At 63.0% G+C, this 12,852-nt stretch carries 13 protein-coding genes and 1 pseudogene; 8 read left to right on the plus strand and 6 right to left on the minus strand.

Translation table 11 applies throughout. The features are described 5' to 3' along the window. Positions 1-13: 13 nt before the first annotated feature. A complete protein-coding gene (locus tag ACQPZ2_RS29845) occupies positions 14-676 on the plus strand; it encodes a GntR family transcriptional regulator (protein WP_433521502.1) in 663 nt (220 codons plus the stop codon). Between the two features lie 55 nt (positions 677-731). Beyond that, positions 732-1,193: a Zn-ribbon domain-containing OB-fold protein gene (locus ACQPZ2_RS29850; RefSeq protein WP_433521503.1), complete on the plus strand. Its 462-nt coding sequence runs from the start codon at positions 732-734 to the stop codon at positions 1,191-1,193. Positions 1,194-1,225: 32 nt separating this feature from the next. Here the strand turns inward: ACQPZ2_RS29850 and ACQPZ2_RS29855 are convergent, their stop codons facing one another. After that, positions 1,226-1,615 (minus strand): hypothetical protein, encoded by a 390-nt coding sequence (locus ACQPZ2_RS29855; RefSeq protein WP_433521504.1) that lies wholly within the window; start codon positions 1,613-1,615, stop codon positions 1,226-1,228. 24 nt (positions 1,616-1,639) lie between these two features. Between ACQPZ2_RS29855 and ACQPZ2_RS29860 the strand changes: the two genes are divergently transcribed. Beyond that, a complete protein-coding gene (locus tag ACQPZ2_RS29860; protein WP_433521505.1) occupies positions 1,640-2,359 on the plus strand; it encodes a thiolase family protein in 720 nt (239 codons plus the stop codon). 67 nt (positions 2,360-2,426) lie between these two features. On the opposite strand, the gene hisD is transcribed toward ACQPZ2_RS29860, so the two are convergent. Further along, a complete protein-coding gene (hisD, locus tag ACQPZ2_RS29865) occupies positions 2,427-3,827 on the minus strand; it encodes a histidinol dehydrogenase (protein ID WP_433521506.1) in 1,401 nt (466 codons plus the stop codon). A gap of 300 nt (positions 3,828-4,127) precedes the next feature. Between hisD and ACQPZ2_RS29870 the strand changes: the two genes are divergently transcribed. The 5 genes and pseudogenes from ACQPZ2_RS29870 (at position 4,128) to ACQPZ2_RS29890 (ending at position 7,394) form a co-directional block, all read left to right on the plus strand. Then, a complete protein-coding gene (locus tag ACQPZ2_RS29870; RefSeq protein ID WP_433521507.1) occupies positions 4,128-5,372 on the plus strand; it encodes an NAD(P)/FAD-dependent oxidoreductase in 1,245 nt (414 codons plus the stop codon). A 45-nt stretch (positions 5,373-5,417) separates the two neighbouring features. Beyond that, positions 5,418-5,573: pseudogene (locus ACQPZ2_RS29875) on the plus strand (2,3-dihydroxybiphenyl 1,2-dioxygenase); the annotation flags it as partial. Between the two features lie 21 nt (positions 5,574-5,594). Further along, positions 5,595-6,284: a VOC family protein gene (locus ACQPZ2_RS29880; RefSeq protein WP_433527557.1), complete on the plus strand. Its 690-nt coding sequence runs from the start codon at positions 5,595-5,597 to the stop codon at positions 6,282-6,284. A gap of 26 nt (positions 6,285-6,310) precedes the next feature. Continuing rightward, on the plus strand, positions 6,311-6,508 hold the full coding sequence (locus tag ACQPZ2_RS29885) for a ferredoxin (protein WP_433521508.1): 198 nt from the start codon (positions 6,311-6,313) through the stop codon (positions 6,506-6,508). 19 nt (positions 6,509-6,527) lie between these two features. Next, positions 6,528-7,394 (plus strand): alpha/beta fold hydrolase, encoded by an 867-nt coding sequence (locus ACQPZ2_RS29890; protein ID WP_433521509.1) that lies wholly within the window; start codon positions 6,528-6,530, stop codon positions 7,392-7,394. A gap of 16 nt (positions 7,395-7,410) precedes the next feature. Here the strand turns inward: ACQPZ2_RS29890 and ACQPZ2_RS29895 are convergent, their stop codons facing one another. From ACQPZ2_RS29895 to ACQPZ2_RS29910, 4 genes are all read right to left on the minus strand, one after another. Then, entirely contained in the window at positions 7,411-8,391 is a 981-nt protein-coding gene (locus ACQPZ2_RS29895) for an Lrp/AsnC family transcriptional regulator (RefSeq protein WP_433521510.1), read from the minus strand. A gap of 91 nt (positions 8,392-8,482) precedes the next feature. Next, complete coding sequence (locus tag ACQPZ2_RS29900; protein WP_433521511.1) at positions 8,483-10,156, minus strand: amidohydrolase; 1,674 nt, start codon at positions 10,154-10,156, stop codon at positions 8,483-8,485. Beyond that, positions 10,153-11,478 carry an NtaA/DmoA family FMN-dependent monooxygenase gene (locus tag ACQPZ2_RS29905; protein WP_433521512.1) on the minus strand — a complete coding sequence of 442 codons (1,326 nt, stop codon included), beginning with the start codon at positions 11,476-11,478 and terminating at the stop codon, positions 10,153-10,155. The genes ACQPZ2_RS29900 and ACQPZ2_RS29905 overlap by 4 nt, the downstream gene beginning before the upstream one ends. 59 nt (positions 11,479-11,537) lie before the next feature. After that, positions 11,538-12,518 carry an NAD-dependent epimerase/dehydratase family protein gene (locus ACQPZ2_RS29910; protein WP_433521513.1) on the minus strand — a complete coding sequence of 327 codons (981 nt, stop codon included), beginning with the start codon at positions 12,516-12,518 and terminating at the stop codon, positions 11,538-11,540. Positions 12,519-12,852: the final 334 nt, after the last annotated feature.

The raw sequence follows: 12,852 nt of genomic DNA on the forward strand, positions 1-12,852 counted from the left end.
TCCGAGGAGGGTCGTGCCAAGTCCAGGGGAATCCCCCGAGCCGTTGGGTGCCTCGACGCTAGTGGCCGAGCGACTCAGGGACCGGATCTTCGCAGGCGCGCTCATTCCGGGGCGACCACTGAAAGAGGCCCAGGTCGCCGGAGAACTGGGCGTTTCCCGAACGACGGTGCGAGAGGCGATTCGACGACTCGAACTCGAGGGCCTCGTTCGGCACGAACGCAACCGTGGAGGCGTGGTTCGGGCCCCTTCCGCCAGCGATGTCCTCGACCTGTATGCGGCGCGTCATGTCATCGAAGTCGGCGCGGCTTTCAGCGGAGCCCCCGGACAGGCCGCCAGCTCGATCCGCACGGCATACGATGACCTCGTCGTAGCACTCGACAGTGGCGATTCGGCATCCGTGATAGTCGCCGACCTCGCGTTTCACAAAGCTGTCGTTCATTCTGCCGGGAGCGACCGCCTCAACAGTGCATTCGACTCCCTCGCCAACGAACTCCGACTGTATCTGACAATCCTGTCGAACGCCGCCGACGAGTACCAGGACGCTCCCAGCATCGCTACCGAACACGAGGTCATCGTCGAGGCCTTCGAGGACCTGGACCACTATCGGGCTGCTCAGTTGCTGTCAGGTCACATCCGCAGCGACGCCGAACGACTCGCAGTCATTGTCAGCGAATGAGCGATGCGCTGGCGGCGATCACTCCGCGGTCAGCACGACACGAGAGGAACTGCCCATGAACACCACTGCACCTCCGGAGCCCAAACCGGTTCCGGTGACGGATCACACCAGCCGGCCGTTCTGGGACGCCTGCCGAGAACACCGGCTCGTCGTCCAACGCTGCAACAATTGCCGGCGATGGCGGTGGACACCCAGCCCGGTCTGCCCAGGTTGTCAGTCTTGGTCCGCGGAGTGGGAGCAAGTCCCCGGCACCGGGCGGGTGGCTTCATTCGTGGTCCTGCATCGAGCATTCCATGCCGCTTTCACCGGCGACGTTCCCTATGTAGTGGCGCACGTTCGCCTGGACGGGTGCGATAACCGCGCGGTGATGATCAGCAACCTCGTTGACTGTCCGGTCGAGGTGGTCAGCGTCGATATGGAGGTGGAGGTCTTGTTCGAGGATCGAGACGAAGTCACGGTGCCATTGTTCCGCCCGTCGCGAACGGGACAGTCACACCGTGGGGAGGGACCCCAGTGATCGAGGGAAAGACCGCCATCGCCGGCGTCGGCTCAACGGAATTCTCCAAGGCGGCGGGTCGCACCCGACTGGAACTCGCGTGCCAGGCCGGCCTCGCCGCGCTCGAGGACGCGGGTCTGAGCGTCGATGACATCGACGGCGTCGCCACGATGAACTGGGGTCCGATCCAAGACACGGTCATCCCGAGCGAGGTCGCCCGCGCCCTCGGCATCGAGAACATGCGTTACCAGTCGTATGACGGCGTCGGTGGATTCAACGTTTGCGGAGTTGTCGCCAATGCAGCGATGGCGGTTCATGCCGGAATCTGCAAGGCAGTTCTCGTGTATCGCGCAGTCAACGGGCGTAGCGAACGCCCCGCGCCCGCGACCGAGGTCTCCGGTGGATCGATCGATCAGTGGCGCCTGCCCTTCGGGCATTTTCATGCCGGCACACTGTTCGGACCACGGATGACCGCGCACATGGCGCGATACGGCACCACTAGTGTCGACCTCGCCCGGATTGCTGTTACTCAGCGAGACAACGCAGCGGTCAACACCAAGGCCCAAATGCGCAACCGGATCACTATCGACGATCATCAGTCCTCCCCGATCATCGTCGATCCCTACCACCTGCTCGACTGTTGCCTTCAAAGCGACATCGGACAGGCGATCATCGTCACGAGCGCCGAACGCGCACGAGATCTCCGTCAGGGCGCAGTAGTCATCGAAGCGATCGGGGGTGGCCTGCGGCCGAGCGACACACCGTTCTGGTCGATGAACCGTCCAGAGGTGGTGACAGATCTGTACGCCCGGGCGGGTATCAGCGCTGCGGACCTCGACTTCGCTCAACTGTACGATCCGTTTACCGGCTCGTGTCTACTGCACATCGAGGGATTCGGGCTGTCGCCCGAGGGTGAGTTCGGCGCCTGGGCCGCAGCCGGGAACCACACCCTGGACGGGGCCACGCCCGTCAACACCTCGGGTGGATTGCTGTCCGAAGGACATGCCGGCGGCCTTAACCATGTTGTGGAGGCCGTCCAGCAGCTGCGTCCGAACGGTGTTGCGGACGATCTGTGCGACGGTGGACACGACTTCGACCGCTCTCGTTGCCGACAGGTTCGTGACGCTGAGATCGGCTTGGTATCAGCAGAGGACGGAGAGTCGTCCCTCATCCTGCGGCGCGGCTGACTCCGACACGTCGGAACGTGTGATGCCGATGCCTTTACGGTCCGAGGGCATCGGCATCATCGATTCGTCACCAATAGCGATAGGCGTCGGCGTAGTCCTCGGGTACCGCCCCTTCTGGCACGCCCTCCTCCTCGATCGCAGCGCGTACCCTAGCCCACGATGCCTCGAAACGCGTCACCAGTGCCTCCGCGTCCACCGCTCGGTTATCGAGGGCCGCCCAGGTCGCGGTCACACCGAGGTTCTCTTCGAGGGCGTCGCGTGTGTAGTCGACGACATGCATGGTGCGCTGGAAAGTGCGAACAGACAACGCTGACGAGCGGTCCGCCCATCCACCGGCCGGCACGACCGTGCCAGGGCCGCTGCGGTAGTGCGCAGTGCCGACCGGGGAGAACGGACCGACATACACCGCACCGGCGTTGCGAATCCGGTCAGCGTACGACCACGCGTACACCGAGTGGATCTCGAGGAACTGCGGACTGTAATGGTTGACCACCTCAATCCCGTCCTCCATATCGTCCACCAGCACGATCGCCGAGTTCGGAGAGGCGAGCACAGCGCGCAGCGACTCGCGCGCGCCGGTGCGGTCCAAGTGGCGCTCGATCTGCTTCTCGACGTCGTCGGCGAACCAGTCGGTGGGTGTGACCAGCACCAGCGACCCGTGAGGGTCCCGCGCTGCTCGGCTGACCAGGTCGGCCGCGATGAAGTTGGCGTCGGACCACCGGTCGGCGAGAACGAGTAACTCGCCGTGTCCGCCCTCGGGATCGACAGCCACCTCTAGGGCAGCAACCCACTTGGCGGCGGTGGTGCGTTCGTTTCCACGACCGGCGATCACCTTTGCAGGCCGACACGATTCCGTGCCGTGAGTAAACATCGGAATCGCCGCGGACCCCCCCACTGCATAGACCTCGTCCACACCGAGAAACCCGCATGCGGCCAAGACTCGGCGGTGCGGTAATCCGGACGACGCCTCCGGTGGGGCGGCGAGAGCGATCGACGGTACGCCCGCCACCTGTGCCGGAACCACGGAAGCGAGGACGCTGAGCAGGGCCGAAGACGACGAGCGACGAATGTAGATGCCAGCCCGATCGATTGGGACGTTGCGTTGGACAACCCGGGCTCCGTGCCCCATCTCCGTCGATGTGCGACGCCGGAGTTCGGACTGACTTGCCCGGCGGAGCCGCTTCTCTGCTTCCTCGAGAACCGACAGTTCCTCCGGACTCGCAGAAGCGAGTGCGCTCTCGAACGCGTCGGCAGGGACGCGCAGTGGAGTGGAGTCCACATCGTCGTACCGGCGCCGGGCGTCTCGGACGGCTGCGTCGCCACGTTCCCGAACAGCCTCGCTCAACTGGCTGGCGGCGGGAAGTACAGAACGGACGTCGAAGGTGGGCCGTGGCACGTCAAGCGCCGACGGCCAGGGGCGCTCCTTGTCGGGCCGGTTACGCAAGTCAATGCGTCGCATTGCTAACATGCCAGTAGGGTACCTGCCCCACCTCCGACGTGCCCAGGGCCGTTCACCTTCGGGCGGCGCTGGCTATCCCGGCAAAAGTCACAAGGTCTCAACACTGTTCGCACAGCCGCTCCAGCAGAGGCGAGTGCGCCATCCGAAGAGAACCGCCTGGTGGTACTCCTACATCAACTGCCTAGCGTTCTCATCAGGCTCGACAACCTTGCCCAGGCCGTCAGCACAGGTCCACGCCTGGGCAATCTGTGTGGACGTTTGCCGCTCGGAAAGCGAGCGCCGCGACGCTCTCCCTCCATCTCACCGAATATGGTGACTCAGTTCGGGAACTCGGGGTTCCACAATCGGCCCTCTCTAGCTAACATGTTACATGTGACTGCTCTACGAAATGTCATCATCGTGGGTGCCTCGCTTGCGGGCTTGCGGGGCGCCGAGGAACTGCGTCGCGCCGGGCATACCGGAGCGCTGACGCTGGTTGGAGCGGAAACGCACTTTCCGCCCTTCGACCGTCCTCCGCTGTCGAAGGAAGTTCTGTCCGGAAAGTGGACCGAGGAGGAGGCACGCCTTCGCCCGTTCGAGGAGATTGACGCCGAATTGGTCCTCGGCACTGCCGCCATAGGTCTCGACCTCGATTCCAACACCCTCACGCTCTCCAACGGTGAGAAGCGCAACTTCGACGACCTGATGATCGCGACAGGAACGTCCGTCCGCCCGCTCCCCTGCCCAGGGGGCGACCTTCCGGGTGTTGTCACCATCCGCAGTATCGAGGACTGCCGGGCTCTCGAGAAACTCCTCGAAAGCAAGCCGCGGGTTGCCGCCATCGGCGCCGGCTTCATCGGAAGTGAGATCGCTGCTGTCTGCCGACAGCGGGACCTCGATGTCACACTTGCCGACTTCGCTGAAGTCCCGTTGAGCCGCCAACTCGGAGGCGATATCGCCTCGCGCATCATGCAGCGTCATCGAGACGAAGGTGTCGACCTCGTCCTCGGCGTCGGCGTCGAGGCAGTACTCGGAACCGACCGCGTAGAGGCGGTGAAGTTCACCGACGGCCGTGAGATCCCGGCCGAGGTAGTGGTGGCCGGAGTCGGCGTTCTTCCCGCCACCGGTTGGCTCGAAGGCAGCGGCATCGACATCGATGGCGGCGTGATGTGCGACGCCTTCGGTCGAGTCGGAGGACGGCCTCATGTGGTCGCGGCAGGCGACGTGTCCCGCTGGTTCAATCCCGCGTATGGTCGCGCCCTACGTGTAGAACATTGGACCAATGCTGTGGAGCAGGCTGAGCACGCAGCACGGACGCTGATGGGGCAGAACGAACAGCCGTACACGGCTGCGCCGTACTTCTGGTCCGATCAATACGACATGCACCTGCAATTCGCTGGTGTAGCCGGTTCAGAACAGGTACTGGTCGAGGGCTCGTTCGACGAAGGCCGCTGGGTGGTCGAGTGCCGCCAGGACGACCGCATTGTCGGTGTCGTCGCCAATAACTGGGTAGCGCGTTTCATGAAGCGGCGGCGAATGATCAACGAGCAGAATCGCGCAGCTCTCACCCTGTGAGACGACGTCAGAAACCTGATCCATCCAACGAACGAAAGTGAATCGATGCGCGAAGTCATTGCTTGCGGATACCTCGGACTGGCAACCGACGACATGGACGGCTGGCGGACCTTCGCACACGCCGCCGGCATCCAGATCAACCCGAAGTCGACCGACGAACGACTTCTGCTGCGGATCGACGACCGCGCGTTCCGAGTTGTGGTGGAGCACGGATACAACGCCGTGAATTTCGTCGGCTGGGAAGTCAAGGACGTCCCCGCGCTAGATCGCCTCATCGCGCGAGTCAAGGAGGCGGGGGTTGACATCACGGAGGAGCCGACGCTCGCTGTGGAACGCGGAGTCGAGAAGCTGGCGCGCTGTCACGACCCTGCAGGCAATCTCCTGGAGTTTTACGCGGGCGCGCGAATTCCGTCTGATCCGTTCGTTTCTCCCACCGGTATCCGATTCGTCACCAGCAACAAATCACCCGGCGACCTCGGCTTCTCCCACATGGTGGTGACGTTCGACGACTTCGACGCGGCGTGGGCGTTCTACATCGACCTCCTAGGATTCGAGATCAGCGATCTGTGCGAGATCGGTGATCTCTGGGCATTCGCCCATGTCAATCCGCGTCACCATTCACTCGCCTTCGGCCGTGTTGCCGGCCCCTCGAGCTACCACCATTTCATGCTGCAGGTCGAGAACAGCGACATGGTCGGTCTCACCATGGACCGCCTCGCCGCGGCCGGCGTCGAATTCACTTCTTCACTCGGCCGTCACACCAATGACCGGATGCTCTCGTTCTACGTACGTACGCCCAGCGGAATCGAGCTGGAGTACGGCTGCGAAGGAATCCTCATCGACGACGACACCTGGATCGTCACGACCCACGACACCGCGACGGTGTGGGGTCATCACTCCATCAAGTCCTGAACAGGACACATCGAAAGGAAAGAACAATGAAGATCTCCCTCGACTTGAACCGATGCGCCGGATACGGGAACTGCGTGGATGCCTCGCCTGAAGTGTTCGAGATGAGCGATGTCGAGGACGTCGCCGAGATTCTCATCAGCGAACCCCGACCGGAACTGCACGAGTCCGTGCGCAAAGCTGCTCGTGTGTGCCCGGCCGACGCGATCATCATCAAAGAAGCCTGATCGAATCCGACTCGCCGTCATGTGGACCACAGAACAACTACCGGCACTCCCAGATGAAGTGGAGACCGGTAGGTATACCGGCGCGCTCGGAAGCACATTGCACTACCACGACATCGGATCCGGCGATCCGATTCTGTTCCTGCACTCCTGGGGGGTCGGTACGACGGCGTGGATCACATGGCACAAAGTCCTTCCTGCACTTGCCGAACAGTTCCGCTGCATCGCGCTCGACCTTCCCAACTTCACGAAATCCGGACCATTCGATGCTTCGGACACGATTCACACGCTGCAGAGGAAAGCGGCTGTCGCGCTACTGGATGAGCTCGGCATCGACCGAGCGCACATCGTCGCAAATTCCCAGGGAGCACAAAGCGCGCTGGGCATCGCGGCTAGGTCTCCCGAACGTATCGACCGCCTGGTCGTCGGAGGATTCCATCTCTCGGTGCGTGGACCCCAGTACTCCATCAGCCCGCGCGACGAGGAGGGGGTACGCCTGGGTATGGCCGCCGAGGCCGATCCCACTCCGGCTACCGTCAGAGCGTATCTACTGTCACACCTTGCCGATCCGGGCCTCGTCACCGACGATCTGATCACCTACCTACTGGCGCATCACACCGCCAGGCCCGACATCGCAGCTGCAAGGGCGACCATGCGCTACGGCGGCGGTTACGACTACACGGATGAGCTCATGGCGTTCGACCGCCCGGCCCTGCTGCTCTGGGGCCGCGACGACCGGACCTGCCACGCCGAAATTGGACTGCGCGCACTGAATCTGCTTCCCCGGAGCCGACTCACCGTGCTGCGCGATACAGGGCACTGGCCACCGTACGAGCGGCCGGCGGAGTACCTCGACCACGTCCGAACGTTCCTGACAGCGGACTGGTGATAAGGTCCCCCAGCCCTCAGGAATGCGAGTTCCGTCGTGGTCGCATCGGACGGTAGAGGAGTGGGGCGATGTGAAGGAAGGCTTCGCAGCGCTCCACGCCTTTCGTCAGCTGGATCTGGTTATCGAGCACGGCATCCAATTCATCGATGTCGACGCACACCAGCTCACAGAACATGTCGTACCGACCGATACACACTGCGATGTAAGCGATCGCAGGGATCGCAGCCAGTGCGTCAGCGACATCGGAGACCCGATGACCGGCGGAAACCTTCACGCCCAGGCGAGCGATCGTTCGGTAGCCTGCAGTGACAGGATTGACAACACCGACCACTCGTATGGCATGGGCATCCGTCAGGCGCTTGAGACGGCGCCGGATCTGGGTCTCCGACGTTGCGACCTTGTCCGCAATCTCACTCAGCGGGATCCGACCATCAGCACTCAACTCCGTGATGATCTTCTCGTCCAAACCGTCGATCGTCAGATCACCACTCGCCTTCTCCTGACTCACCAATGCACTAGGACGGTCACTCAACGCCTCGTAGAAGTGGAGGTATCGATAGGGAAACAGTTCACTGTTCACCACACCGTCGATCAGCAGTATCTCCGACTCGAGTTGTCGGCGTAATCCCTCCAAATCCCGCGCGACAAGCTGTGCGAAGATATCGAACCTTCCCGAGGTCACATTGACATAGTCGACCGACGCGACCTCGGCAACCTCCAACGCCACATCGGGCAGGGGACGGCGGCCGTCAGTCTTCAACGCGACGATCGCCGTCGCCCGATAGCCAAGGACCGACGGATTGCCGACCACTGTGATGGCGACGATGCCCGCATCGAGAAGCTCCGTGACTCGATGCCGAATCTGGCGCTGCGCAATACCCAACTCGTGGGCGAGCGAACGGAAAGATCGGCGTCCGTCTATCCGGAGCGCCTGAATGATCCGCTTGTCCAGCGGCGACATGTCCTCGTTGGACAGAATATATGGGCGAGTGTCCACGGAGCGTGACACTATCGCACCCCATTCTGTAGGAACTGACAGCGGGTCCGACGCGCATACTGCTCGATCCCCGACTTGTCCGATCACCTTTTCAGTCAAGGAAGCGGTCGGCAATCGGCTCGGCGCCGGGGCGGGAGTAAACCAGGCGGCCCCCGGCAAAAACGTGATCGACCCGAATGTCCTTCACATTGTCCGGGGTGGTTCCCACCGTGATATCTCGGTCGAGCACGATGAAGTCCGCCAGCTTGCCCGGCTCGAGAGAACCCCGGGTGGACTCTTCTCCCAACAGGCGAACACCGTTGATAGTGTGCATACGTAGTGAGCTCTCCAGATCGAGGCTCTCCTCCGGGTCGATGACCACCCCATCCCAGCCGGCACGCTTCATGGTGCACCACATACTGAAGAAGGGGTTGGTGACAGCTTCCTCGAAGCACCACAACCAATCCGAACCGCTTGGAAGGTCCCAGCCGGCCTCCATCAGCGTTCGGTAAGGACTGCGTCCGTGCCGTGCGCCGTAGCCACCCAGCTGCCGCGGCATCCCGGCCGCCATCGTGTAGATGAAGGCAGGTTGTGGTACCGGAACCGCGTTGCCGGTCGCCCACTCGCCGGGCGTCGTCGGTTCCCACACCCAGTTTCCGGCGTGCTCTAGCCGAATGGGGGGACCGGCCATCACCGCTGGGAGCCCCGCGGCCACTCGACTGATCTGCTGCTGGGCACGCTCGCCGTTGGCATGCATCGCCAGCTGCGCACCTGTGGCGCTGATCTGCTCGAGGATGCCCGCGAGCTGCTCGTCCCCGAAGCTGAGTTTTCCGAGCGAACCCGGTTCCAGTGCCACATCGTCGCAATATGGTGAATGCACTGCGGCGTCGCTGGAGGAGTACCCACCGTCGGCGAACATCTTCACGCCGCGGATATCGAGCATGCCGGGCCGTTCCGTCAATCCGAACTCACGCCACGCCAACCCATCGGCCAGCCTCAGTAGTCCGGGAACCATCAGGAACGACACGATGCGTGTACCCATTGCACCGGCATCGATCAGTCGCACCAATGCGTCGAACGACGACCGCGATTCGGTCATGTCGCACAGCGTGGTAACACCGTTCGCCGTGAACAGGCGCTCCACCCCCGCCCGGACCGCATCCTCGACGGTGTCGGGGTCCGGCTCGGGAAACGGCAGAAGAGCATCCAGATTGTTGATCAGGCCGTTCGGACGACCGTCGGGACCCAATTGGACCTCTCCCGGCCCCATAGACCCGTCGGCAACACCCAGGTACCGCTCGATCTCGACGAGCTCGAGTGCCTTCGAGTTCAGCATGGTCAGGTGCCCGGTCTGGACCGCGATCGGGGTGGTCTTCGAGACCCTGTCGAGGTCGTGACGGGTCGGATAGTGTCCGTCCGACCAGCGCCGATTCATGAAAAGCAGACCGCGCGCCCGCAACCAGCCCTCGTCGCCCGTCTCGCCTAGATTGTCGCTCAACACCTGCAGCATGTCATCGATCGACCCGCAGTTGTCGACACAGTTGACCATCGTCGCCACACCGACCGACCCCTCCAGTGCGTGGGTGTGGGTGTCGACAAAACCGGGCATGATCGTGCGGCGACCGACATCGAGGGCCTTTGCTCCGCCCGGCTCTCCCCGACCCACGTCGGTGATCGACTCCCCTGCGATACGGATCCACGAGTCCTTCTGCAGTCCGCGTTCCCCGGCGAGGCCGAGAACCTCGCCGCGAATCACGAAAGGCGCGGCGTAGCGTTGTCCTGTCACTGCGCACCGCCGGCGTAACGGCTCTCCGGTCGCGGAAGTGCGAGGTTGTCGCGCAGCGTGCCGTCGACGTACTCGCGACGGAAGATCTCGCGACGCTGGAGCTCAGGGATCAGCAGATCGACGATGTCGCTGACCGTTCGCAGCGTTGCCGGGCGGCACATGAAACCGTCGGCCGCGTCGTTCTCGAGGTACTCCTCCATCCGGTCGGCCACGGTCGCCGCGGTGCCCGCGATGACCTGGCTCGGAAACTGGACCGCCTTGCGTGCCAGCTGACCGATGGTGAGGTTGTCCTTGCGGGCCATCTCTATGTAGCGCTTCTGCCAGCTACGGTAACCGGCGGTCTCCGGGATGTCGTCGGGCAGGTGATCGTCGAGGCGCATTGCCTTCAGGTCGATACCGATGATCTGCGACAGCTGCGGAAGGGCCGCAACCGGATCGACCTTCTCCTCCAGTGCGGCGAGCTTGTCCTTGGCCTCGGCCTCGGACCGGCCAAGCAGGATGTGGAGATCCGGGATGTATTTGCAGTGGTCCGGGTTACGCCCGTTCGACGCTGCAATGTCGCGGAACTTCGCCCGCGTCGCGTGGTTCTTGTCGAGCGTGGTGCTCAGGTCGAAGATCATGTCGCCGACCCGACCGCCGAGCGCCATGCCATCGGGCGACGTGCCCGCTTGGACGAGAAGCGGATGGCCCTGCGGCGGGCGAAGCACGGAGATCGGTCCGCGCACCTTGATGTACTTGCCCTCGAAGTTGAGTTCGTGCACCTTGTTCTTGTCCCAGTACACCCCCGACTCTTTGTCGAACGTGAACGCGTCGTCGTCCCACGAATCCCACAGACTCCGAACAGCATCGACGAACTCGTTCGCGCGCGCATACCGCTCGGCGTGTGCGGGCGGATCGGTCTGCCCGAAGTTCGGCGGCTCCTCCCCACCTCCCGTGACGACGTTCCACGCGGCGCGCCCACCGCTGATTTCATCCAGCGTCGCGAACTCGCGAGCCAGATGGTAAGGCTCGCCGTAGGTGGTGTTCCGAGTACCGATGAGACCCAGGTGCCGCGTCTGCTGGGACAGTGCGGACAGCAACGAGATCGGATCCAGCGGCTGGTGCATCGAGGCGGCGGGCGCGTCACCCAGGGCTGGGGTCACCCAAAGCCGATCGGCCAAAAAGAACGCGTGCATCTTGCCCCGTTCGGCCTCCTTGGCAATCCATGTGAAGATGTCATAGGTCTGACGCAAATCGCCGTCACGATCGGCCATGCGCCAAGCTCCCATGTGGAATCCACCGAGGCCGGCGAACATGTTCAGGATCAGTTGTTTGCGTGCCATCTAGCTTCTCCGATCGGGCTCATGCCCAGGTTTTGGTTCAAGTGGTGATCGCGAACCGCTCAGCTTCCGGCGCGGGAGTTCCGCAGTTCCCGAAGGCTGTCCGCGATCCCGTCCCGGTATCCGACCTTGGGGTCGTACCCGAGTTCGGCCCTGGACTTGCTCACGTCGAAGTGCCGCGATGTGCCGAGGAAGCGAAGGTTCACGGGATCGAGGCGAGGCTCGTAGCCGAAGCGACGTCCGATGAGGTCCGCGAAGCGGACCTTCAACTGCGGAATGATGAAGGGGACAGTCTTCTTCGGCGCGGGCAGCCCGAGATTCTCCGCCATGCAGTCGAAGAACTCACCCGCCGTGGTTCGGGAACCGTCCGTGATGTTGTACACGCCCTCGGCGTTCAACTCGACTGCCGCCCGCACGATGCCGTCCGCGACGTCGTCGACATGGACGATCGGCACCACATTGTCACGCGAGCCGACGAAGGTGAACCACCCATCCCGGAGCGCGTCGACGAAGTACGGGATGTTGTATGGATCGCCAGGCCCGTAGACAAGGGACGGCCGCACCATCACGACATCCAGTCCCCGCCGACGGTATTCGTTCGCGGCGGACTCGGCGGCAACCTTCGATGCCGAGCCGGCGTCTCGCGAGTCGATCGGCTCGACGGTCTCGGTGGCGTTGTCGAGGTTCCGGGTGCCCAGAACCATGATGGAGCCGACGATCACCACTCGCTTCACGCCACCAGCGAGCGCACCCTCGCAGACATTACGGACGCCGTTGACATTGGTCTCGAAGCGCTGAGCATCGGTGAACTCCGGCGCAAGTGCTGCGCCGCAGTGGATCACGCGGTCGACTCCGCTGATGATCTGGGCCATTCGATCCTTGTGAAGGAGGTCACCGATCGCGGTCTCTGCGCCGAGTTCCCTCAGGGCCGCGCCCTTTGCGTCGCTCCGAACCAACGCCGTGACCTCGATGCCTCGCTGCAGCAGGTTGGTTACCACCTGCCGACCGATGAAGCCGTTCGCTCCCGTGACCAGGATCTTCACTGCTCGCCTCTCCTCATTGGATATACAACCGCCACGCCGGATCTTCTCGGCGGGCCTTTACTCCTGTGCCTCGCTGACGGAGGTGAGCACACTGACCTCACACCACTCCCAACCTTCCTCGACCTTATGTTTCACGCTTGACGTCGTCAAGACGGAATAGTGCAAATTCTCGCCGATTGATAGCTTTATAGTCGACATTGTCGGGAAGCAATGTTTAAACTGACACACAAGAGGCGGTGATGATGTCCAAATCTGGTACCGTGCATCTATTCGTTGGATGCTGAAAGGCGACCTGAGATGTCCCACGAGAACGGCGGTGGCCCATCGGGGTTCG

The organism is Nocardia pseudovaccinii (assembly GCF_050942345.1).
Lineage (GTDB): Bacteria > Actinomycetota > Actinomycetes > Mycobacteriales > Mycobacteriaceae > Nocardia > Nocardia pseudovaccinii.